General features: G+C 71.3%; 19 protein-coding genes. 8 read left to right on the top strand and 11 right to left on the bottom strand.

What is annotated here, in order from left to right; translation table 11 throughout:
* The 5 genes from VK923_18925 to VK923_18905 all read right to left on the bottom strand — a co-directional run.
* Positions 1 to 201: hypothetical protein (locus VK923_18925; GenBank protein ID HSJ46756.1), on the bottom strand; the 201-nt coding region annotated here is incomplete at its 3' end.
* A 366-nt stretch (positions 202 to 567) separates the two neighbouring features.
* Positions 568 to 1,818: an aminotransferase class III-fold pyridoxal phosphate-dependent enzyme gene (locus tag VK923_18920; GenBank protein HSJ46755.1), complete on the bottom strand. Its 1,251-nt coding sequence runs from the start codon at positions 1,816 to 1,818 to the stop codon at positions 568 to 570.
* A gap of 90 nt (positions 1,819 to 1,908) precedes the next feature.
* A complete protein-coding gene (locus VK923_18915) occupies positions 1,909 to 2,964 on the bottom strand; it encodes an alanine dehydrogenase (protein HSJ46754.1) in 1,056 nt (351 codons plus the stop codon).
* A 28-nt stretch (positions 2,965 to 2,992) separates the two neighbouring features.
* The gene (locus VK923_18910) at positions 2,993 to 4,399 is read right to left on the bottom strand and encodes an aspartate aminotransferase family protein (protein HSJ46753.1); all 1,407 of its coding nucleotides are present in this window, start codon (positions 4,397 to 4,399) and stop codon (positions 2,993 to 2,995) included.
* Positions 4,400 to 4,567: 168 nt separating this feature from the next.
* On the bottom strand, positions 4,568 to 6,004 hold the full coding sequence (locus VK923_18905; protein ID HSJ46752.1) for a gamma-aminobutyraldehyde dehydrogenase: 1,437 nt from the start codon (positions 6,002 to 6,004) through the stop codon (positions 4,568 to 4,570).
* 237 nt (positions 6,005 to 6,241) lie between these two features.
* On the opposite strand from VK923_18905, the gene VK923_18900 reads away from it, so the two are divergent.
* Together VK923_18900 and VK923_18895 are read left to right on the top strand one after the other, a co-directional pair.
* The gene (locus VK923_18900; GenBank protein HSJ46751.1) at positions 6,242 to 7,804 is read left to right on the top strand and encodes a PucR family transcriptional regulator ligand-binding domain-containing protein; all 1,563 of its coding nucleotides are present in this window, start codon (positions 6,242 to 6,244) and stop codon (positions 7,802 to 7,804) included.
* 522 nt (positions 7,805 to 8,326) lie between these two features.
* On the top strand, positions 8,327 to 8,827 hold the full coding sequence (locus VK923_18895) for a hypothetical protein (protein ID HSJ46750.1): 501 nt from the start codon (positions 8,327 to 8,329) through the stop codon (positions 8,825 to 8,827).
* An 86-nt stretch (positions 8,828 to 8,913) separates the two neighbouring features.
* Here the strand turns inward: VK923_18895 and VK923_18890 are convergent, their stop codons facing one another.
* Positions 8,914 to 10,671, bottom strand: a complete 1,758-nt coding sequence (locus VK923_18890; GenBank protein ID HSJ46749.1) for a biotin carboxylase N-terminal domain-containing protein — start codon at positions 10,669 to 10,671, stop codon at positions 8,914 to 8,916.
* Between the two features lie 250 nt (positions 10,672 to 10,921).
* On the opposite strand from VK923_18890, the gene VK923_18885 reads away from it, so the two are divergent.
* On the top strand, positions 10,922 to 11,365 hold the full coding sequence (locus tag VK923_18885; protein ID HSJ46748.1) for a plastocyanin/azurin family copper-binding protein: 444 nt from the start codon (positions 10,922 to 10,924) through the stop codon (positions 11,363 to 11,365).
* A gap of 6 nt (positions 11,366 to 11,371) precedes the next feature.
* Here the strand turns inward: VK923_18885 and VK923_18880 are convergent, their stop codons facing one another.
* Both VK923_18880 and VK923_18875 read right to left on the bottom strand, forming a co-directional pair.
* Positions 11,372 to 11,584: an acyl-CoA carboxylase epsilon subunit gene (locus VK923_18880; protein HSJ46747.1), complete on the bottom strand. Its 213-nt coding sequence runs from the start codon at positions 11,582 to 11,584 to the stop codon at positions 11,372 to 11,374.
* Between the two features lie 485 nt (positions 11,585 to 12,069).
* Entirely contained in the window at positions 12,070 to 13,626 is a 1,557-nt protein-coding gene (locus VK923_18875; GenBank protein HSJ46746.1) for an acyl-CoA carboxylase subunit beta, read from the bottom strand.
* 230 nt (positions 13,627 to 13,856) lie between these two features.
* On the opposite strand from VK923_18875, the gene VK923_18870 reads away from it, so the two are divergent.
* On the top strand, positions 13,857 to 14,642 hold the full coding sequence (locus tag VK923_18870; protein HSJ46745.1) for a biotin--[acetyl-CoA-carboxylase] ligase: 786 nt from the start codon (positions 13,857 to 13,859) through the stop codon (positions 14,640 to 14,642).
* 282 nt (positions 14,643 to 14,924) lie between these two features.
* Here the strand turns inward: VK923_18870 and VK923_18865 are convergent, their stop codons facing one another.
* Both VK923_18865 and VK923_18860 read right to left on the bottom strand, forming a co-directional pair.
* A complete protein-coding gene (locus tag VK923_18865; GenBank protein ID HSJ46744.1) occupies positions 14,925 to 16,127 on the bottom strand; it encodes a TrkA C-terminal domain-containing protein in 1,203 nt (400 codons plus the stop codon).
* A gap of 97 nt (positions 16,128 to 16,224) precedes the next feature.
* A complete protein-coding gene (locus tag VK923_18860) occupies positions 16,225 to 17,424 on the bottom strand; it encodes a magnesium transporter (protein HSJ46743.1) in 1,200 nt (399 codons plus the stop codon).
* Positions 17,425 to 17,642: 218 nt separating this feature from the next.
* On the opposite strand from VK923_18860, the gene VK923_18855 reads away from it, so the two are divergent.
* Both VK923_18855 and VK923_18850 read left to right on the top strand, forming a co-directional pair.
* Positions 17,643 to 18,797, top strand: a complete 1,155-nt coding sequence (locus VK923_18855; protein HSJ46742.1) for an acyl-CoA dehydrogenase family protein — start codon at positions 17,643 to 17,645, stop codon at positions 18,795 to 18,797.
* A gap of 50 nt (positions 18,798 to 18,847) precedes the next feature.
* The gene (locus VK923_18850) at positions 18,848 to 19,312 is read left to right on the top strand and encodes an acyl-CoA thioesterase (protein ID HSJ46741.1); all 465 of its coding nucleotides are present in this window, start codon (positions 18,848 to 18,850) and stop codon (positions 19,310 to 19,312) included.
* A 23-nt stretch (positions 19,313 to 19,335) separates the two neighbouring features.
* Here VK923_18850 and VK923_18845 read toward each other — a convergent pair whose 3' ends face one another.
* A complete protein-coding gene (locus VK923_18845; protein ID HSJ46740.1) occupies positions 19,336 to 20,139 on the bottom strand; it encodes a TIGR03089 family protein in 804 nt (267 codons plus the stop codon).
* A gap of 92 nt (positions 20,140 to 20,231) precedes the next feature.
* Here VK923_18845 and VK923_18840 point away from each other — a divergent pair, with 92 nt between their 5' ends.
* Both VK923_18840 and VK923_18835 read left to right on the top strand, forming a co-directional pair.
* Positions 20,232 to 21,749, top strand: a complete 1,518-nt coding sequence (locus tag VK923_18840) for an LCP family protein (protein ID HSJ46739.1) — start codon at positions 20,232 to 20,234, stop codon at positions 21,747 to 21,749.
* Between the two features lie 349 nt (positions 21,750 to 22,098).
* Positions 22,099 to 23,184, top strand: coding sequence for a glycosyltransferase family 2 protein (locus tag VK923_18835; GenBank protein HSJ46738.1), 1,086 nt, complete (start codon positions 22,099 to 22,101; stop codon positions 23,182 to 23,184).
* Positions 23,185 to 23,348: the final 164 nt, after the last annotated feature.

Raw genomic sequence — 23,348 nt, 5'->3', positions numbered from 1 at the left:
CTGGAGCCTGGCGATCGCCTCCTCGTACTCCTCCACGGTGTGGTCGAGCGGGTCGATGCCCATGCCGGACATGACCAGGCCCATCGTGTCGCGCGTCTCGGTGAGCATCGTGACGCGACCGGCGAGCGACTCGTCGAAGAGGTCGTTGACACTCGTGATCCGCATGTCGACGGCCGTCGGGTTGACGCCGATGCCCGTCATGCCGGACTGCCATGGCAGCGAATGCGCCGGTGAAGGCGTCCAGCGTCGGGTGCGACAGCTCGTCCTCATCGCCGGTGTCCATGTACAGCGGCCAGTTGGAGACGTTCAGCACGTCACCGCCCCTGCGCCGCGGCCGACGGGCCGCCGACACACCCTCGGAGGCCCCGGCGTTCTGCGCCGACTCGGCGGAGATCCCGCCGCGGCCGCCAGGAAGGCACCGCCGGTGAGATACGCCGAGCCGCGCAGGAAGTCACGGCGGTCGGGGCTTCCTGGGAACACAACGGCCATGGTGCTTGCTCCTTCGTTCATCGCTCCGCCGGCGTCGGTGCCGGCGGGAACCGGCTGTGCCCCGTCTCCGGGCGGACGCTATGACGGGCCAGCCGCCCCGCCGAGCGCGTCGAGCACCCGCACCAGGGCGGCGACGCAGTCGTCGATCTGGGCGTCGGTGATGACGAGCGGCGGGCACAACGCCAGGGTCGACGTGCCGATCGGACGCACGATGACGCCCTCGGCGAGCAGTGCTTCGCGCACATCGAACGCAGCGGTGTGTGGATGAAGGCCGACGCCGAACACGGCGCCGGCGCCCCGGACCTCGGCCACGAGTCCTGCGTCGAGCAGGCCACGCAGGCCCGCCCCCAGCCGCTCACCGACCATCACCGCCCGAGACAACAGATCCTCGCGCTCTGTGATCGTGAGCGCGGCCATCGCCGCGGCGCACGCGGCGGGGTGGCCGCTGTAGGTGTGGCCGTGCCGCAGCACGGTCTGAGGGTCCTTGGCGAGCACGTCGGCCACCGACGGCGCGATCACGACCCCACCCAGCGGTTGGTAGCCCGACGTTACGGCCTTGGCGAAGGTCGTCATGTCGGGGCGGACGCCGTAGTGCTGGGACCCCCACCACGTGCCCAGCCGTCCGAACCCACAGATGACCTCGTCGCAGATGAGCAGCGCGCCGTGCTCGTCGCACAGACCGCGGATGCTCTCGAGGTAGCCCGATGCGGGCGGGTAGACGCCGGGGGCACCGATCACGGGTTCGGCGATGACGGCGGCGACGCGATCGCCCTGGGCCACGAACAGGGCCCGAAGCGCGTCGAGGTCGTCCTTGTCGACCTGGACGACGTCGGGCAGCAACGGCCCGAACCCCTCCTGGTTGGCCGGGAGCCCCGTCGCCGTGACCCCACCGTAGGTGACACCGTGGTAGCTCGGCCGGCGACTTACGATCACCGTGCGTCGCGGCTCGCCAGCCAGGGCGTGGGTCAGCCGCGCGATCTTCATGGCCGAGTCCACCGCCTCCGAACCGCTGCTGGTGAAGAACACCCGCGAGCCCGGCTCGGGCGCCAGCCCGCTGATGCGGTCGGCCAGCGCGTCGGCGACCGGCGGCGTGAAGCGCTCGAACGCGTGGTACGCGCCCAGGTCCCGCAGCCGACCGGCGACCGCCTCGGCGATCTCGTCCCGTCCGTAGCCCACGTTGCAGTACCACAGCCCCGCCATGGCGTCGACGTAGTCGTTGCCATGGTCGTCCCACAGCGTGGCGCCCTCGCCGCGCGTGATCGTGAGGAACTCGTCGACGCCGGCCGCGGGCCGCGCGAAGGGATGCAGGAACGCCGGAGTCGCCGTCATTGATGCGACCTGTCGCTGACGCTGTCTGAGGTCATGGATGTGACCTGTCGCTGACGCTGTCTGAGGTCAGGACGGTGCCGCGCCGGGGCCTCATGCGAGCGCCTCCGCCACGGCCGGGTGGATGATCTCGCCGCGGTGGACGTTGAGCGCACCGGTGAGCCTGGGGGACTCGGGGTCGTCGAGCAGCGCCAGCAGGCGCGGCGTCACGGCGGCCGACAGCGCGCGGCTCGCGGTGCGCGGGTACTGACCGGGCACGTTCGTCACGCAGTAGTGCACGACCTCGTGCGCGACGTAGATGGGGTCCGACAGCGTGGTCGGGCGCCCGGTCTCGATGCACCCGCCCTGGTCGATCGCGAGGTCCACGATGACCGATCCCGGTCGCATCGACGCGACGTGCTCCTCGGTGACCACGACCGGTGCCCGGGCACCGGGGACCAGCGCCGCACCGATGACCATGTCCGCGTCGTGGACGACCTCGCCGACCGCGCGCTCGTTGGACGCGACCGTTGTGGTCACGTCGCCGTCGTGGGCGGCCTCGCCGAGCCTTGCGAGGTCGACGTCGACGCCGATCACGACCGCGTCGAGGCCCCTCGCGCCACGCGCGGCGAGCCCACCGGCGACGCCGAGCCCGACCACGACCACCCGCGCCTGTGGCACGCCGGCCGCGCCACCGATCAGCACACCGGAGCCGCCAAGGTGGGCGGCCAGGTACGTGGCGCCTGCGATCGGTGCGGTCCGCCCGGCGATCTCGCTCATCGGTGCCAGCAGCGGCAGCTTGCCCTTTTCGGTCAGGGTCTCGTACGCGTAGGCGGCGACGCCGGCGGACGCCAGGGCGTGCGCCAGATCGGGCTCGGCCGCCAGGTGCAGGTAGGTGAACAGCGTCAGATCGTCGCGGAAGTACGCGAACTCGCTGGGCTGTGGCTCCTTGACCTTGACGACCAGGTCGGCGGCCCAGGCATCGTCCGCGCCCTCGACGATCTGGGCACCGGCCTTCTCGTACTCGGTGTCGTCGAAGCCCGCTCCCACACCGGCTCCGGCCTGCACGACCACGGGGTGACCGGCCTTGACCGCAGCGGCGACGGCGTTCGGATCGAGCGCCACGCGGCGCTCGCGGTCCTTGATCTCGGTGGGAAGGCCGATCAGCATGTGCGCTCCTGTCCGGAACCGGTCGTGGTCAGGGACTGGTCGTGCCAGGTCCGCCGGGTGCCCGGTCGGGGGCCGGCGCGGTTCGCCCGGGCTCGAGCCGCGCTCGTGCCTCGCCGAGCACCGTGTCGAGCGTGCCGACCAGCTCGCCGAGCACGACCCGGTCGGCCACCAGCGGCGGCGAGATCTGGATCACCGGCTCGTCGCGGTCGTCCGCGCGGCAGATCAGGCCGAGCTCCAGCAGGCGGCGTGACAGGAAGCCGCGCAGCAGCTCCTCGGTCTCGCCGGCGTCGAAGCCGATCTTGCGGTCCCGGTCCTTGACCAGCTCCAGTGCCCAGAAGTAGCCGGTGCCGCGGACGTCGCCCACGATGTCGTGACGCGCCTGCAGCTCGTGGAGCTGGTCGCTGAACCACTGCTCGTTGCGCTGCACGTTGCCGAGCACGTCGTCGGACTCGAACACACCGATGTTCGCCGACGCGACGGCGCACGCGACCGGATGGCCGCCCCACGTCGACCCGTGCAGGAACATATCGGTCGGCTCCTTGTTGAGCGCGCGGGCCAGCTCGGAGCGGAACACCATGCCGCCCAGCGGGGCGTAGGCCGACGTGACGCCCTTGGCGAACGTGATGATGTCGGGCAGGTACTCGTACCTCTCGGCGCCGGTCCAGCTGCCGAGCCGGCCGAACGCACAGATGACCTCGTCGGAGACCAGCAGCACCCCGTGCCGGTCGCAGATCTCCCGCACGCGCTGGAAGTAGCCCGCGGGCGGCACGAAACAGCCGCCGGCGTTCTGGACCGGTTCGAGGAACACCGCCGACACGGTCTCGGGCCCGGCGTCGACGATCGCCTCCTCGATCGCGCCGGCGGGGTCCTCGACCTGCGGTCGGTACGCGTTGGTGTTGGGCACGTGGATGTGGCCCGGGACCAGCGGCTGGAATGGGTCGGACAGCGCCTCGAGCCCGGTGACGCCCAACGCTCCGAGCGTGGTGCCGTGGTAGGCGTAGACCCGGCTGATGATCTTCTGCCGCTGGTGCTCGCCTCGGGCGCTGTGGTACTGGCGGGCGAGCTTGATCGCCGACTCGACCGCTTCCGAGCCGGAGTTTACGAAGAACGCGTGGTTCAGGTCGCCCGGGAAGCGCTCTGCGAGCTGGGCGGCGAGGTCGATCGCCGGCTGGTGCGCGGTCGCCCAGTTGGTCGCGAACGGCAGCCGGGCCATCTGCGTCGCCGCCGCCTCGACCATTTCGGACCGCCCGTAGCCGACCTGCACGCAGAACAGCGCCGACAACCCGTCGAGGTAGCGCCGGCCGGCGACATCCCAGACATAGCAGCCCTCGCCGCGGTCGAGCACCGGGACGGACGGCTCGGGGCCCATCCAGTCGTGCGTGCGGGTGAAGTGCAGCCAGAGGTGGCCGTCGGCCAGGGTGTTGTGTGCCGTCATTCCACGTGACCTATCGCGGTCGCTGCTCGAGGGACCTGTCGCTGTCGCTGCTCGAGGTCTCCACGTGACCTGTCGCTGTCGCTGCTCGAGGTCTCCACGTGACCTGTCGCTGTCGCTGGTCGAGGTCTCCAAGTGACCTGTCGCTGCGCAAGGCCTCAGTCATCCCGTTCACACCTCGATGTTGCTCATTACGTGCTTGATCCGTGTGTACTCCTCAAACCCGTACATCGACAGGTCCTTGCCGTGGCCGGTGTGCTTGAACCCGCCGTGAGGCATCTCGGCGACGATCGGGATATGGGTGTTGATCCACACGCAGCCGAAGTCGAGGCCGGCCGCCATGCGCATCGCGCGGCCGTGGTCCTTCGTCCAGACGCTGGCGGCGAGGCCGTACTCCACGTCGTTGCCCCAGGCCAGCGCCTTCTCCTCGTCGTCGAAGCGCTGGACGGTGATCACCGGCCCGAAGATCTCGGTCTGGATCATCTCGTCGTCCTGGCGCAGGTCGGCGACCACGGTGGGCTGCCAGAAGAACCCGTCGCCGACACCTGCGCGGTTGCCGCCCGTGACGATCTGTGCGTGGTCGGGACGGCGCTCGAAGAAGCCGGAGACGCGCGCGAGCTGGTCGGCGTTGTTGAGCGGGCCGTAGTCGACGCCCTCGTCGTAGGGCCCACCCGTGGTGGTCGCCTTCGCCTGGTCGGCGAGCGCGGACACGAAGTCGTCGTGGATGCCCGGCCCCGCGAGCACGCGGGTGGCGGCGGTGCAGTCCTGCCCGGCGTTGAAGTACCCGGCGCCGGCGATCATCTCGGCGGCGCCCTCGAGGTCGGCGTCGTCGAACACGATGACGGGGGCCTTGCCGCCCAGCTCCAGGTGCACGCGCTTGAGGTCGGCGGCTGCCGCCTCGGCGACCTGCCGGCCGGCCCGGACGCTGCCGGTCACGGACACCATGTCGGGGATGTCGTGGGCCACGAGGGCACGCCCCGTGTCGCGGTCGCCGCAGACCACGTTGAACACGCCGGGGGGCAGAAACTCGGCCATGATCTCGGCCATCATCACCGTGCTGACCGGGGTGGTGTCGGACGGCTTGAGCACGACGGTGTTGCCGGCGGCGATCGCGGGGGCGAACTTCCAGACCGCCATCATCAGCGGATAGTTCCACGGCGTGACCTGCGCGCAGACGCCCACCGGCTCGCGGCGGACCATCGACGTGTGCCCGGCCATGTACTCCGCGGCCGCCCGGCCCTCGAGCACCCGCGCGGCTCCCGCGAAGAAGCGGATCTGGTCGCAGGCTGGTGGCAGCTCCTCGTCGAGCGTGAGCTGGTACGGCTTGCCGGTGTTGTCGCACTCGGCCCGGATCAGCTCCTCGCCGTGCTCCTCGAACGCATCGGCGATGCGCAGCAGCGCGAGGCTGCGCTCAGCGGGTGTGAAGCGCCGCCAGGTCTCGAACGCACGGGCGGCGGCCCTGCACGCCGCGTCGATGTCGGCGGGGCCCGAGATGGGTGCCTGGGCGAACTCGGTCCCGGTCGCGGGGTCGGTCAGCGGGGCCATCCTGCCGTCGCTGATCGGCCGCAGTTCGCCATCGATGAAGTTCTGGACGGTCCGGTCGGCCACGACGAGCTCCTTTGCCTCAGTGTCCTGTCCGACGGAGCCGCCGATGACGTCGTTCGTGCGGGACGGCTCCGCGACGTTGTGGTGGCGTGCGCGATGAGGACGTCAGCTTACGAAGCGGTCCCACTCCGCGTCCTCAGCCATGTGGCCAAGCGTTGTCGAAGACTTCCACAACGATCGGGCGTTGTGCTCCGATATGATTGGACACATGGCGCACAGTCGGGTGTTCCGGCTCGTCCCGTGAGCATCGGGGTGCGTCAGCTGCTGGCCGACGCGGATCTCGGGCTCGAGCTCGTGGCCGGCGCCGCCGGCGTCGGGCGCACCGACCCGATCCGCTGGGCGCACATCAGCGAGACCCCCGATCCGACGCCATGGCTGGAGGGTGGCGAGCTGCTGCTCACCACCGGGCTGGCCGTCAAGGACGACGCTGATCTCCAGCGGGACCTGATCGCAGGCCTCGACCGTGTCGGGTGCCCCGCCGTCGGCTTCGGTGTCGGCATCTGGCTGGACGCGGTACCGCCGGCGATGCTCGCCGAGGCGGACCGTCGTGGGCTCCCCCTGTTCACGGTGCCCTACGAGGTGCCGTTCATCGCCGTGACCCGGTACGTGTCTCGGCGCGTGTTCGAGGCCCATGACCTCGGCCTGCGCCGGGCCCTGGACCTGCACCGCCGGATGCTTGCCGCCGTCACGTCGGGTGGCGGGATCGACGAGGTGTTGGCGGTCACTGCCCGGGCGATCGCCGGCGTCGACGTGGCGTTGTTCGACGCGTTCGGCCACGTGCTCGCACGGCACGGGGTCGCCGACGGCGCCGTCGACCCCGGCCGGCTGTGGGCGGTGCTGCCGCCGCGTCCACGGGCGAGGGTGCGGTTCATGCTGGGCGACCGGATCGTGACCGCTGCGCCGGTGCGGGCCGCCGACGAGATCGAGGCCGTGCTCGCGGTCGTGTCGCGGGTCGAGCTCGACGACAGCCAGATGTTGCTGCTCGAGCAGGCGGTCTCGGCGGCCGCGGTCGCGCTGTCGCGGGGTGTGTCGGCCAGAGCGCAGCGGCGCGCGACGGTCGGCGCGATGCTCGATGACGCGCGCACCGGGCGGGCGGGCACCAACCAGCTCGCCGATCGCCTCGCGGGGCTCGGCCTCGATCCGGGGGCGCCGTACCACGTGCTGGCTGTGGCTGCTCCGCCGGGCACGCCGACGGCGACCGTGTGCCGTGTGGTCGAGGATGCAGTCGGTGGCGACTCCGTGGCCGCGGGCATGATCGACGACATGGTGCACCTCGTCGTGCAGCCTGCCGCGGCACGGGTGGGCCGGGACGTCATGGATGCGGCGCGCGCACGTGTGCTCGGCCCGCTGCGGGTGGGACGCAGCAACGTGCAGCGCGACATCGGCGGCCTGGCGACCGCGCTGCGCGAGGCCGCCGCCGCCGTGGTGCAGGCCGGCGAGGGCATCGAGGTCACCGTCGACACGCTGGGTGTGTCGGGCTTCCTGGCCGGGACGGGCGCAACGGAGGCATCGGATGCCTTCGTCAGCCGGATGCTCGGTCCGCTGCTGGATCGGGACGACGGCTCGCCGGCACTGATCGCGAGCCTGCGTGCCTACCTCGCGCACGGGTGCCGTCCCGGGCCGGCGGCGGCGGAGCTGCGCATCCACCGCCACACCCTGGCGTACCGTTTGGACCGTGTCGCCACGCTGACGGGCCGCGACCCCCGGGACGGGGCGCACCTGGTGTCGTACGGCGTGGCCCTCGAGCTTCTCACGATGCCGGGGATCAGCGGGGCGTCGTCGATCCGCAATAACACTCTGTAATCGTGGTTTCTCCATCAGCAGCATTTCGCTGAGTGTCTCCTGGTAGACCTCTGCTTCGTTGCGGAGGAGCATCGTGTCGTAGTGTCGTCGCGCACTGGTTGTGATTCTTCGTCGGACGTGGTCCTACGAAGGCAGCAGGACCGGCGTCGCCGGGCGGGAACGTGCGTGAACGGGCGTGGTGACACGCACCGTCTGACCCTTGCTACGCAGCGGTCGCGGCGACCTGAACGACGGAGGTTGACGACTTCGTGGTGCTCGTTCGCGTTGGAATGGCCGCGATCAGGATCACCGCGATCGCGATCGTGATGTTGCTCATCCTGGCGGCGCCAGCCGCTGCACAGACGCCCGACGAGGACGGCCCGGCCGGGCCGGTCATCGAGGGGCGCCGACACCGGCGCCGAGGCGCGCGACGCCGAGTCGGTCGCCGGCGACGCCAGCGCGCACGTCGACGGCACCTGGACCGGTGCCGCCGAGTGGCCGCTGAGCGCGATCCGCGCCGTGGTGCTGCCGGACGGCAAGGTGATGACCTACGGCACCGACCGTCAGGGCCTGGAGCTGAAGGCGTTCAGCTACGACATCTGGGACCCTGCCAAGGGCCTGGCACCTTCCAGCCACACGACGCTGCCGGTGCCGACCAGCACGAACCTGTTCTGCAGTGCCCAGACGATCCTCCCGTGGAGCGGCCAGGTCCTGATCACCGGAGGCGATGAGTATGGCTTCCCGGGCGGCTCGCAGTTCGACGCGGTCAGCGATGTGAACCTGTTCGACCCGGACAGCCAGACGGTGACGCGCCTGGCGGACTCGACCGCCCGGGCCGGTGGTACCCGACCGTCACGACGCTGCCGAACGGCGAGATCCTGGTGCACGGAGGCCGGGAGGATCGCGCACCCGTCACACCGGTGCTCCTGCCGCAACCTCAAGCAGCGGTCGGCGCAGATCCGGGTGCAGGAGGAGACGTCCTACGATCGGGAGACCGGCCACACGAGGGGGAAGGTCGGCTTCGTCGTGATCGGCGCGAAGTAGCCCATCCGGGGAGGGATCTCACCAGGCACACGGCGCCGCCCAGGCTCCCCAGAATGGGGCGTCGGTCAACCACGCCCCGCAGGCGGTCAGGCGTCGGCCGCGTCGATCGTGAACAGCGGCTCGCCCTGCTGGACCACCGCGCCCGCGTCGACGAGCAGTGCGCTGACGGTGCCGTCGCGGTGGGCGACGACGTGGTTCTCCATCTTCATCGCCTCGAGCACGACCACGAGGTCGCCGGCGGCCACGGTCTCGCCGACGTCGACGGCGAGCTTGACGACCGTGCCCTGCATGGGGGCGGTCAGCGTGGCATCGCCGCCACGCGCCCCGGTCCATCCGCTGCGCCGGCTGCGCCGCGGCCTGCGTTCGCCGGCATCGGGATCGAACACGGCGACCTGCAGGGCGCGCCCCTCCACTTCCACCGTGTAGGTCCGTGACGGCGCCGCCGGTCCCTCGGCAGGCGTCGTGTCGGCCTCGGGTGGCAGCGCCGACAGGTCCCAGTCCTGCTCGACGCTGATCGTCGAGACACGCCCGGCGATCGTGTCGGGGTGGGTGAGCGCGAAGCGATGGAACGACAGGGTGGTCGGCACCCCCTCGACCTCGAACTCGTCGATCGCCCGGACCAGCACACGGCGCGCGTGCTCGCGGTCGGCACCCCAGCAGATCAGCTTCGCGAGCAGCGAATCGTAGGTCGTGGGCACCTCCCACCCGGCGACCACGCCGGCATCGACCCGCACACCGGGGCCTGCTGGCTGGTCCCACCGCGTGATCCGTCCGGCCGCCGGCGCAAAGTCGGCTGTCGGACGCTCGGCGTTGATGCGGACCTCGATCGCATGCCCACGCGGGACGATGTCGTCCTGGGACCACGGGACCGCCTCGCCGGCCGCGGTCCGCAGCTGCCAGTGCACCAGGTCGATGCCGGTCACCAGCTCGGTCACCGGATGCTCGACCTGCAGGCGGGTGTTCATCTCCAGGAAGTAGAACCGGTCGTCGGCGACGAGGAACTCAACCGTCCCAGCGCCCGCGTAGCCGACCTGCCGGCTGACCGCGACCGCCGCGGCCCCCAGCCCGTCACGCACCTCCTGGGCGAGCCCGGGTGCCGGTGCCTCCTCGATCAGCTTCTGGTGGCGCCGCTGCGTCGAGCAGTCCCGCTCGCCCAGGAACAGGCATGTCCCGTGGACGTCGCCCAGGACCTGTGCCTCGATGTGGCGGGGCCGGGCCAGGTACCGCTCGAGGTAGACCTCGCCCCGGCCGAAGGACGCCATGGCCTCGCGCTGCGCCCCCTCCAGTGCCGCGGCGAGGCGGTCGGCCGAGCGCACGACCCGCAGGCCGCGTCCTCCGCCACCGAACGCCGCCTTGATCGCGAGCGGATAGCCGTGGGTCTCAGCGAAGGCCGCGACCTGACCGGCGTCGTCGGTCGGCTCCGCCGTGCCCGGCACGACCGGCACGCCGGCCGCCTCGGCGGTGGCCCGCGCCGACAACTTGTCGCCCATCGCGGTGATCGCATCCGGCGGGGGGCCGACCCACACCAGCCCCGCGTCGGTCACGGCGCGGGCGAAGTCGGCGTTCTCCGACAGAAACCCGTACCCGGGATGCACCGCCTCGGCGTCCGCACGTCGTGCCACGCCGATCAGCCGCTCGACGTGCAGGTAGCTCTCAGCGGGCGACGCCGGCCCCAGCAGGAACGCGTCGTCGGCGGCGGCAAGCCACGGCGCGCCACGGTCCGCCTCCGAGAACACACCGATCGCGCGGATGCCAAGCTCGCGGCACGCCCGGAAGATCCGCCACGCGATCTCGCCACGGTTGGCGACCAGCACGGACGCCACCGGCGGCGTGGAACCAGGCACGCGTGCACATCCTCCTGCGTCGATGGGGGCGGAACGCATGCTACTTGGGCCGCTGCCGGTCCGTGAGCGGGATTGGCTGTGCGCTGCGGCGGCGGGCCGGTGCCGTGCGGCCACGTCGGCGGCCGTGCCGCGCCGGACCGGAGGCGCTGGTCGCTACAATGCCGCAGTCGTTCGGCTGACGCCATCACCGCCGTGCCCATGCCAAGGCGGACCACGACACCCACCCAGCGACCTAGCGAGGACTGCACCGATGGGCCGACCACTGCGCATCATCGTCGCCGTCGTGACCGGCCTGCTGCTGACCGGCTGCCTCAGCTCGGAGCCCAAGGTCGCTGAGATCCAACAGGTCTCGGCCGAGCAGCGCGCCGAGCTGCAGGCGACCGAGTCCGCCGGTGGTGGCGAGGCCGAGGCGGGCGGTGGCGGACCCGCGACCTGGGTCGCCATCGACATCGACTACCAGGAGGCACCCCAGGAGGTGGCGGCCGGGACGGTCGACGTCGAGCTCGACAACCAGGGGGCGAACGAGCACAACGTCGTGCTCGAGGAGCTCGACAACCGCAAGATCCTCGACGCGGCGGGCGGCGAGTCGGACTCGGGCACCGTCGAGCTGGAGCCCGGCACCTACACGTACTACTGCGACGTGGCCGGCCACCGGGCGGCCGGCATGGAGGGCACCCTGACCGTCACCGAGTAGGCCTCGTCAGCCGGTCGGCACCACGCGGTCGATGGCCATGGGGCTGTCGATCGGCGGGTGACCACAGGCCTCGAGCCGGGCGGCGTGGATCCAGCGCGACCGGACGGTCCTCACCCCCGACCGGGCGGTCTGCCGGTGCTCGGCCAGGGCGGCGGTGACCGCGGCCAACTCGGCATCGGTGGGGTGACCCCCGGTCACCACGATGCGCTCGGACTCCATGACCCGAGTCTGGCACGGCGCTTCCGACGGCGTCGACGGCGTCGTGCTGTTGCCGTCGAGCGTGCATCGAGGGGCTGTCGCCGCCGGAGGGGCCTGTGTAGGCTTGCCCGACGATGGCTCGATGGGTCGCGCGCACCCCGGTGGCAGGTGCCGCTGCTCGCCGCGCTCGCCCTCGCCGGCTGCGCGGCGCGGTCGGACGACCCGACGCTGGAGTGGACCGCGTTCGACGAGGTCGCTGTCCGGACGGCTCCGACGCCGGGCAGTGCTTCGTCCTGCGGGCCGAGGCCAGCGGCACCCATGAGGGGCAGGGTCGCTGTGGCGTGGTCGCGGTCGTGATGCGGAGCTTGTCATCGGTGCAAGCTACAACCCGCTCCTGCTGGCGCCCGGCCGGTCCTACGAGTGGCTCGTCGAGCTCCAGGAGGTCGACCAGCCGGACTTCGACCGGTGGGTGCCGAGGTGCTCGGCGGGAGGGGGCTGACACCCGCTCACAACGGGATGTTGCCGTGCTTGCGGGGTGGTCGCTGCACGCGTTTGGTGCGTGCCAGGTGCAGGGCCTTGACGAGCTTTGGGCGGGTCTCGGACGGCTCGATCACGGCGTCGAGGTAGCCGCGCTCGGCCGCGCGCCACGGGTTGGCCAGCTCGTGCTCGTACTGGTCGATGAACGCGGCGCGGGCCGACTCGACATCGTCGGCGGCGGCCAGCTCGCGGCGGTGCAGGATGTTGACCGCGCCCTGCGCGCCCATGACGGCGATCTCGGCGGTCGGCCACGCGTAGTTGATGTCGGCGCCGGCGTGCTTTGAGCCCATCACGTCGTAGGCGCCGCCGTAGGCCTTGCGCAGGATGACCGTCAGCTTGGGGACCGTCGCCTCGCAGTATGCGTACAGCAGCTTCGCTCCGTGCCGGATGATCCCACCCCACTCCTGGTCGGTGCCCGGCATGAACCCTGGCACGTCGACGAACGTCACGATCGGGATGTTGAACGCGTCGCAGGTCCGCACGAACCGCGCGCCCTTCTGTGACGACTCGGAATCGAGCACGCCGGCCAGGTGCATCGGCTGGTTGGCCACGACGCCGACCGAGGTGCCGTCCAACCTGGCGAAGCCGACGACGATGTTGGGCGCCCAGTTCGGGTGCACCTCGAAGAACTCGCGCTCGTCGACGACCGTGGCGACGATCTTCCGCACGTCGTAGGGCACGCTGGCCGAGTCCGGCATGAACGCGTCCAGCGACGCGTCGGTGCGCTGGGGGTCGTCCACGGACACCAGCCGCGGGGGGTCCTCGAGGTTGTTCTGTGGCAGGTACCCCAGCAGGAACTGGATGTCTGACAGGCATGTCTCCTCGTCGTCGGCCGCCACGTGGGCGACCCCCGAACGCGTCGAGTGCGCCATCGCGCCGCCGAGCTCCTCGAACGACACGTCCTCACCGGTGACGGTCTTGATGACCTCGGGGCCGGTGATGAACATGTGCGACGTCTCGCGCACCATCAGCACGAAGTCGGTCATCGCCGGGCTGTATACGGCGCCGCCGGCGCACGGCCCCATGACGGCCGAGATCTGCGGGATCACCCCTGAGGCCTGAACGTTGCGGAAGAAGATGTCGCCGTACCCGCCGAGCGCGACCACGCCCTCCTGGATCCGTGCGCCGCCCGAGTCGTTGATCCCGATCATCGGCACGCCCATGCGCACGCACATGTCCATCACCTTGCAGATCTTCTCGGCGAACACCTCCCCCAGCGAGCCACCGAACACGGTGAAGTCCTGCGAGAACACGCCGACCTCCCGGCCGTCGACCGTGCCGTAGCCGGTGACAACGCCGTCGCCGTAGATCCGGCGATCCTCGACGCCGAAGCCCCGCGCGCGGTGCACCGCGAGGCTGTCGAGCTCGACGAACGAGCCCTCGTCGAGCAGCAGGTCGAGCCGCTCCCGCGCCGTGAGCTTGCCCTTGGCGTGCTGCTTGGCGACGGCACGCTCGCTGCCCGCATGCTCGGCCTCGAAGATGCGACGCCGCAGCTCGGCCAGCTTCTCAGCGGTCGTGTCAGTCAACACCGAGCCTTTCGGTCGTGGGTTCGCGGTCCGGGCATGACCCGGTGCGCGGCGGCCGACGGCGGTCCGCCCGTGTGACGACCCACACATTGTGTCGGTCCGTGCAACGCCACACGATCAGGTCATCCTTGCACGGCGGCACCCAGCCGACCCGTGCCGTCCGGAGTCACCATGAGCCGACGACCCGAGCACTGCCACGTGGCGCCGTCGCTGCGGGACCCGGTCCTGCCATGACCCAGCCCAGCGGCCGCGTGCTGCAACGCCTGGTCACGGGGCCGACGCTGGTGTCACGCGTGTCCTGGTTCGACCACATCGGCTCGACGAACGCCGAGGTCGCCAGGAGAGCCGCTGCGGGAGCCGAGGCTGGGCTGCTGGTGCTCGCCGACCAGCAGACTGCGGGGCGCGGGCGCCAGGGTCGCAGCTGGAGCGCACCGCCGGGGTCGTCGCTCATGGGCTCGCTGCTCCTGCGCACCGACCGGGACCTGGCCCTGCTCGCGCTGCTGCCCCTGCTGGTCGGACTGGCGCTCGCGGAGGCGTGCGAACCGTTGGTCCCGGGTGCCGAGCTGAGCCTGAAGTGGCCCAACGACCTGCTGGCCGACGGCCGCAAGTGCGCCGGGATCCTGGTCGAGTCGCCTGCACCGGGGGTCGTGGTCGTGGGGATCGGCGTCAACGTGGACTGGCGCAGCGTCGGCCGCCCGGAGCACCTGGCGGCCGCCACGTCGCTGTCGGAGGTCGGCCGACGGCCGGTCGACCGCTGGCGCGTGCTCCCGGCGCTCGTCGAGCGGGTCGACCGCCGCCACACCGGGTGGTCCGAGGACCCGGTCGCCTTCCTGCCCGCCTACCGCGAGCGCTGCGCCACCTTGGGCCGGCCGGTGCGTGTCGAGCAGGCGGACGGGAAGGCGATCCTCGGCACGGCGATCGCGGTCACCGACGGCGGGGCGCTGATCGTCGAGACGGATGCCGGCACGACCGTCGAACTGCATGCCGGCGAGGTTCACCACCTGCGCCACCGTTGATCCGTTCGGAAGATGTCGGTGCTCATCCGCGAGCTACGGACTGCTGGTGGGAGGGGACGTGCTGACCAGTTCCACCCCGGCGGCCTCGGCCAGGAACCTGAACGCACCGCGCTCGCGCGAGCCTTTCCAGCCGAGGTCGCGGGCGAGGCGTGTGAACGCGCGGTCGTTCGGCGCCCGGACGGTGATCTCTTGGTCTTGTTCAGCGCGCCGACAAGGTGCTTCGTCCGCAGGCGGCTCGCCGGATGCACGACTTCACGCCACCGTGTCGGGCGAGCGGGGACATCACACGCCGTAGCCGTCCTCGGGGACCGCGGGGCGCGGGTCACCGGTGAGCCCTCGCAGGAGTTCGACGCCCTCCTCCGGGCCGGTCGCCAACAGGCGGTCGCCGACGACCAGGGCCCGGTAGCCACGCGGCCGGTAGATCCAACGCCCGTCGCGGTTGATCGCCAGGACGTACATGCCGGACTCGGTCTCGATCGACAGCTCGCGCAGGCTGGAGCCCTCGGCTGCGGAGCCCTGGTGGACCACGGCGTCGGTGACGATCTCGTCAGCGGCGGCGAGGGCGGCTGCGATCACCGGGTGGGGGTCGTCGTCGGACTCGGCGATGCGGGTCATCTCCTGCGCCGCGTCGGCGATGCGCTCGCTGGACAGCCCGATCTCCATGAGCCCGCGCAGCTCGTCGATCTCGTCGTCGTCGAGGTCGCCGGCGGCTCGGAGCACCCAGCGCTGCAGGTCGTAGTACAGGTCGTCGCAACGGTCTTCGAGCCGGCCGACCTCGGCCGCCAGCCCCGCGTCGCGGAACAGGATGGCCGAGTAGGCCATGCCGACCGCGACCTCGGCGACGTTCTTGAGTTCGATCAGCAGGTCGACGGCGCGGTCGAGGTTGGTCAGCCGGCCCTCCTGGGCCGGTGGGCGCAGCCCGAAGGCATCGCCGCCGGCGAGCTCCCGCACGAGGTCGACGCCCTCAGGGGGTCCCTGGAGGATCAGCACGTCGCCGTCGGCGAGGACGAAGTCGCCGTCGGGCCCGTAGATGAAGTCGACGTCGCGGCGCAGCGCGATGATCCACATGCCGGTCTCGCTGGGCAGCATGGCGTCGGCCAGCGTGCGGTTCGACAGCACGTTGCCGTCGCGCAGCTTGACGCGAGCCATGACCTCCTCCGCGTGGCGCAGGTCGTCCCGCAGCTCACTCGGGACACCGAGGTCCTTGAGCACGACGCGCGCGACGTCCTCGGCCGCGTCGGCGATCTCCTCCATCGAGTTGGCCATCGCTAGGATCGCGGCCATGTGTTCGGCGTCGTCGGGCGACCGGCTGGCGAGCATGCACACGATGCGCATCTCGTGGACGGCCTCGTCCATCCGCTCCTCGAGGTGGATGACCTCACGGGCCAGGTCGTCGTCGTCGAAGAAGACCGCGGCGTAGGCCAGGTCGACCATGAGCTCCGACGCGTCCTTGGCGTCAGTAAGCAGATCCTTGAGGTTGCGCATGCCTATCCGTGACCCACCGCTTCGTGGCCGAGCCTCGCGGCTGACGCCGCACGTCTCGCGGCGAGGGGGTGACCCGCCGCATCGTTACCTGAGATCGTCATCCGAGTCCTACCAGAGATATACCGACCACGAGGCACAGGATTCCGAGAAAATCCATGCTCGACGTCACGATCGGGATCGACGAGTTGTCCGGGTCCAGCCCGAACCTGTACGACGCCGTGGCGGCGTAGTACCCGACGAAGAACAGCAGCACCGCCGCGAGCAGCCCACCACTGACCAGCCCGGCGACGAGCTGCCACGCGGGCGGTGCAGTGATGCCGAACACCGACGCGCCGATCCAGGTGGCCACGCCCACGACGGTGAACCCCACGACCGCGAGCACCAGCGTCAGGCTGCCCTCCAGCGCGGCCGGCGCATCCGGCGCGCGCGCCGGCTCGATCAGGCCGACGTGCAGGTGCGACGACAGGCGCGCCGACAGGATGCCGCCCAGCGCCCCCGACGAGGCGATGAACGGCGGCACGGCCACGAGCAGGGCCGGGTCGGTGACCAGCGTCTCCAGTCGTGTCTCCAGCACGGTGCCCGCCAGGACGCCCATGAGCGCCGCGTAGCCGAGCACGGGCAGGCTCTCGTGCATCACCCGGCGTGTCAGCTGGCTGGGGCTGCGCAACCCCAACACGAGTGCGCCTACGGCGGCGCCCAGCAGGAGGCCGCCGAGCACGACGTGGAGGGCGGGGTTGCCAAGCAGCAGCACGCCGAGCAGCAACGCCGGCAGCGTCGAGATGTCGGCGGTCGCCGTGATCGCGGGGGTGCCGATCGCATCCATGTCCCAGCTGCGCGCCTGCGCAGTGCGGGCGAGCAGCAGCGTGACCGCCAGCACCACGACGCTGGCGACGGCGGCGCCGACCGACGACACGATCACCAGCTGGAGTACGTCGATCGTCTCGAGCCCGAACAGCCCCGACGTCCCCCATGCCAGCGCGGCCGTAGCGACCGCCGTGATCATCGACAGCAGCAGCGCCGCCTCGACGTTGGCCGCGGTGAAGCTGCCGCGGCGCAGGCTCGTCGTGAACTGGCCGGTCAGCATGCCCGTGCCCAGCCGGGCCGCCAGCGCACCGAAGATCGCGCCGCGCATCCCGATTGCGGACGGCACGAGCACCAGCAGGCCGGGCGTCTCCTCGAGCACGCCCTCCATCGCACCGAGGATGATGCCGGCGAACAGGGTGACCGTGACGCAGATCGTCAGGGCGGTCACTCCCTGGCGCAGGGTGGCGCGCTCGTTCGACCAGTGCGCCAGCATGCGACGCACGGCAGGTCCGAGCATCCGCAGGCGGCCCACGATGGCGCAGTCTAGGCCAGCCGCTCGGGTCGCGGACGCGGCGCGTGCGCGGGGCACGCCACCGCACGGTCCGCCGGCGCGCCGCAACCTGCATCCCGCGCGTCCGCGGGTCGCTCGCGACCCTGCGACACCGGCTGGACGGGTAGCCTGCGGGCAGTCCCGAGGGAAGGGCGGCGACCATGCCTGACGGCTTCGTACTGACCGAGGAGCACCTCGCGTTCCGCGAGGTGGTCCGTGCCATCTGCACCGACAGGATCGCGCCACGCGCCGCCGAGATCGATGCGACCGGCGAGTTCCCGTGGGACGTGGCCCGCACGCTCGCCGAGAACGGTCTGCTCGGGTTGCACATCCCGGAGGAGTACGGGGGGTCGGGCGCCGACACGCTGACGTTCTGCCTGATGGTCGAGGAGATCGCACGCGTGTGTGCCTCGTCCTCGGTGATCCCTCTGGTCCAGAAGCTGGGCAGCATGCCGCTGCTGATGGCGGCCAGCCACGAGCAGAAGAAGCGCTGGTTCCCCGCGATCGCGTCGGGTGAGGACCTGATCTCGTACTGCATCTCTGAGGCCGAGGCCGGCTCCGACCCGGCGGCGATGCGCACCAGCGCCGTGCGGGACGGCGACGAGTGGGTACTGTCCGGCACGAAGACGTGGATCTCGATGGCCAGCGCGTCGTCGGCCTTCGCCGTGCTCGCCAAGACCGACCCCGACGCGGGCGCGCGCGGCGTCAGCGCCTTCTATGTGCGCCACGACGACCCCGGCTTCTCGGTCGGCAAGGCCGAGGACAAGCTGGGCATCAAGGGCTCGCCGACCTGCCAGGTGCACTTCGACGACTGCCGGATCCCCGCCGACCGCCTCCTCGGCGAGCAGGACCGCGGGTTCACGTACGCCATGCAGGCGTTCGACCACACGCGCCTGGTGGTGGGTGCCCAGGCTGTCGGCATCGCGCAGGGTGCGATCGACGCAGCGACCGCGTACGTGGCCGAACGGCGGCAGTTCGGCAGGCCGGTCGGCGCGTTCCAGGGGGTGCAGTTCATAGTGGCCGACATGGTCACCGAGACCTCGGCGGCGCGACAGCTTGTCTACTCGGCCGCGGCGAAGGCGGACCGCGGCGACGACGACCTCACGCTGTACAGCTCGATGGCCAAGCTCAAGGCAGGCGACGTCGCGATGAGGGTCACGACCGACGCCGTTCAGCTGCACGGTGGCTACGGCTACACGAAGGACTATCCCGTGGAGCGCTTCATGCGGGACGCCAAGATCACACAGATCTACGAGGGCACACAGGAGATCCAACGAGTCGTGATCGCACGCCAGCTGCTGGGCCGCCTGTCGTGACGCGGCCGACGAGGACACCGCGGGCCAGCGAGGTCGTCCTGGCGCGGACCATGGAGGTCACCGACTCGAACCAGCTCGGCAAGGTCCACGGCGGCGTGGTCATGCGGGCGGTCGACTCGGCCGCCGGCATCGCCGCTGCGCGCCACAGCGGCAAGGTGTGCGTGACCGCCGCGATCGACGGCCTGTCGTTCCTCGAGCCGGTCGACGTCGGCGACGTCCTGATCGTCATGGCGCGGGTCAACGGCGTCGGCCGGTCGTCGCTTGAGGTGGGTGTGCGCGTCGAGGCCGAGTCGTGGCGCGGCGGCGACCGCCGGCACACGACCAGCGCCTACCTGTTGATGGTCGCGCTCGACGACGACGGGCGGTCGACGGCGGTACCCGCGCTGCACCCTGAGACCGACGAGGACCGCAGGCGCCAGGAGCACGCGCGCATCCGCAGGGAGCTGCGCTCCGAGCGGCTCCGCCGGCTCAACGCACACGGGCAGCAGGCTCCCCACGATGCGGCGATGCCCTGACCCGGCCGTCCCGTGCGCCGCGGTCAGACACCGTCCATGGCCTCGAGCGCGATCGTGGCCACCCCGGCCGGGGCGTCGGCCAGCGCCGCGGGTGCGCCGGCCGCAACAGTGACCCGCTCGGTCGCCCACCGTTGCCAGCGCGGCCTGTCGGGGACCGGGCGATCGGCGACCACACTGCCGCCGGCCGTCACGACGCCGGCCAGCAGCAGCTGGCCTACGACGCCGTCGAGCGCGCCCGCCAGCCCGACGCGCGTGCCGCCGCCCACAGCGTCCCGCCACGCCGCCGCGCGCTCGAGCACCGCGGCGTGATCAAGCGTCGCCGTCGCGGTCACCAGCGCCGGCGTCGTGGCTCGCACGTCCGGGCCGTCGTGGTCGTCGGCGAACGCGTGGACGTCCTCGCCGAGCAGAACGATGTCGCCGCGTGGCGCGATGGGCTCCAACGGCTCGGCGCGCAGTCCGTCGCCCACGACGAGCAGCGGTCCGGACGGATGCGCCGCCAGCCGCGACGTGTGACAGCACACGACGTCGGCGGTCGTGGCGGCATCATGGCCGGTGACGGCGATGCCCGCCTTCCAGCAGGCCAGGGTCAATACACCCGCGGTCCAGTGCCCGTCGAGGTCCAGCGCGACGATGGTGCCGGCGCCAAGGTCGAGCCCCTCGACCAGCAGGTTGGCCGATTTGGCCGCCCAGTTGTCGGCCGTCGCGTAGGACAGCTCCGTGCGCGCGCCGACCGTGTCGTCGTAGACGGTCAACAACGGACGGTCCTGGCGCTCGCGGGTCTCTGTTCGGATGACGTCGGCCAGCGTGGTGGTGGGTGAATGGTCCATGTGTCTCCCCTTGGTGCTGGTTGGGACGTGCTAGCTTCCTACCAGTGACGATCCCGTCCGGTCGGGCGGGCCCGGGGGCGGCCGGACCTCCCATGGACGGTCCCCGGACGGAAGGCGAAGGGCTGTCCGACTTCTTTGACATGCGACGTGACGGTGGGTGGCTGCCTGCGGCCGGCCCACCGCCTCGTCGACGTCGCATCGGGGCGATCCTGCGGCGCGTGGTCACCGTCGTCCTGTGCTTCGCGGTCGGCGTCGCGCTCGCCGTCGGCGCGCTCGTCTGGCAGGGGCGCCACGAGCTGATGGGCACCAGGATCGCCCTGGACACCCTCGGTCAACCGCCGGTGTCCGAGGGCGCGTCCGAGCCGCAGGGCCTCAGTAAGGCCCAGACGGTGCTCGTGGTCGGCGACGACTCCGGCGACGACCTGAGCAAGCAGTTCCGGGACCTCGGCACCGGTGACCGCGAGGGACACCGCACCGACACGATCATGGTCCTGCGCATCGACCCACAGGGCAACAAGATCACCGGGATCAACTTTCCCCGCGACCTGCTCGTGACGATCTGCGACGGCTCGCGCCAGCGCATCAACGCCGCCTGGTACAACGGGGGCGCGGACTGCCTGGTCGAGACCGTCCGCGACGTCGCGGGCATCCGGATCGACCACTACGTCCAGGTCAACTTCGAGGGCTTCGTCAAGATCGTCGACGCCGTCGGCGGCGTGCCGATGTACCTCGAGAAGCCGATGACAGACCCCAAGGCGCACGTCGACCTGCCCAAGGGCTGCGTCGAGCTCGATGGCCGCAACGCCCTCGGCTTCGTGCGCACGCGCGTCGACAGCGACTTCGGCCGCATCGCGCGCCAGCAGCGCTTCCTCAAGGAGCTCGCGGACCGCGCCACGAGCTTGAGCGTGCTCGCCAACCCGGTCCGGCTCTTCCAGCTGGTCGACAGCATCGGCGAGCTGCTGACGGTCGACGACAGCCTGGGCGTCGGCACGATGCGGGAGTTCGCGCTGACCTTGCGCAGCGTCGAGTCCGACGACATCACGCTCGGGACGATCCCAACTGTCACCGACAGCTCGACCGGCGTCTTCTACGAGATCCCGGTCAGGAGCGGCACCGAGGACCTGCTGCGCGCCTTCAAGCAGGGCACGCTCGCGCAATACCTGGGGGAGGCGTCGGCGGACGAGCCGACCGAGTCGGCTTCGCCCGACCCGGAGCCGAAGATCCCCGCCGACGAGCTGGCGCCGGTGTCAATGCTCAACGCGTCGAACGTCACGGGGCTCGCGACGAACACCGCCGACGTGCTGGCCAACGCGGGCGTCGCGATCAGGACCGCGACCGACACCGTCCGCCCCGAGCCCGACGGTGTGGTCATCGCCTACCCGCCCGGCAGGCTCACGGAGGCCCAGTCACTGAAGGTCGCGGCCTTCCCCGACGCGGTCCTCGAGCTCGACGAGTCGGTCGACGCGGTGTCGGTCATCCTCAACCGCGATGTCGACCCCGACCTGATCGACGTCGCCGGTGTCGAGCAGTCCGAGCCGGCACGACAGAAGAAGGTTCCGCCCCGCCCGGAGTACATCAACGCCGACCCCGACGACCAGGGCAAGTGCTAGGGTCTGGCTCCCGGTCCCGGCCGGCATTCGGTCGCATCTGCATCCCCGCTCGCGGCGTTGCGGCTCGCGCCCGACACGAGCCCGGTGTCGTCGTTCACCGCGCCGTGCGGGCCGGGCGCGGCTGTCCTGGTCGCCGTGCCCTAGGCGCTCTGGGGCCCGAAGGGGCAGTCCCGCCTGGCGCGGCAGGGCGCGCGGTCGCGGGTCGTCACGTCCAAGGGTCGTGGCGACCCGCACGACCGCCATCGCTAGATTGAGGGCCAGTGCACCCCTCCGGGGGTTGCCCCGAGCCGAGCGTCAGCGAGCGGTGGGGCCCACGCAGATCCGACACACACATGCAGACGAGGACACCATGCCGGCCGCGCGCGAGCCGATGACGCCGCCGCGCGACGACGAGATCGCGGGACGGTCGGCGGCCGGCGCCGGCGACGGTGCATGGCCGCACGTGTCCGTCGTGATGGCGGTGCGCAACGAGGCCCGCCACCTGCAGCACGCGGTTGGCTCGGTGCTGGCCCAGCAGTACCCGGGTCGGCTCGACCTCACGGTGGCGCTGGGACCCTCACAGGACGGCACCGGCGAGATCCTCGCCGAGCTCGGCCGTGATGCGCGCGTCGCGGCCGTCGACAACCCCTCGGGCCTGACCGCCGCCGGGCTCAACGCCGCGATCGCGGCGTCGTCGGGCACGGTCGTGGCGCGCGTCGACGGACATGCGGTGCTGCCGCCCGGCTACCTGCGGCGAGCGGTGGAGCTGCTCGTCGAGACCGGCGCCGACAACGTCGGCGGGATCATGGCGGCCGAGGGTGTGACGCCGTTCGAGCAGGCGGTCGCGGCGGCAATGTCGTCTCGCTTCGGCACCGGCGACGCGCGGTTCCACTACGGTGGTCCGGCCGGGGCGGTCGACACGGTCTACCTGGGCGTGTTCCGTCGGTCGGCGCTCGAACGTGTGGGCGGCTTCGACGAGACGCTCGTACGCACCCAGGACAGCGAGCTGAACGTGCGCATCCGCCAGACCGGCGGGACCGTGTGGTTCTCGCCGGAGCTGCGGGTGCGGTACCGGCCACGTGGATCGCTGCGCGCGCTCTCGCGGCAGTACTTCGAGTACGGACGCTGGCGTCGTGTGGTGGCGCGCCGGCATCCCGGGTCGCTGCGGTCACGCCAGGTCGTGGCGCCGGCCACCGGCGTCGCCTGCGCGGCGGGGACGGTCGTGGCACTGGCGGGCCGCCCGTGGGGGTGGCTGCCCGCGGTCGGCTACGGCTGCGGCGTGCTGCTCGCGACCGCGGTGGTCGGTCGGACGCTACCACTGAACGTGACGGCAAGGTTGCCTGCAGTGTTTGTGACCATGCATGGTGCGTGGGGCGTGGGCTTTCTTACGAGCCCCCGACAACTCGGTTCGCGGACCGAGGCTATCTCCCGATACGCACCACACGATGGGCAATGACCTAACGGAGGCGATTCGCTGCGCGGCGGGCGCACCACCGCTGTGTCACCCACCTTCCTATGGAACACTGCGCGGGGATGATCGCGCTGACGGCACAGCGGGCCAGGGAGGATGCGTGCGGCCGATCAGGATCGCGCTGTACGGGGACGTCAACGTCAACCTCA

This window comes from Euzebyales bacterium (genome assembly GCA_035461305.1).
Lineage (GTDB): Bacteria > Actinomycetota > Nitriliruptoria > Euzebyales > JAHELV01 > JAHELV01.
Note: the sequence above shows the minus strand (reverse complement) of the source record. Positions and strands in the feature narration are given on the sequence as shown.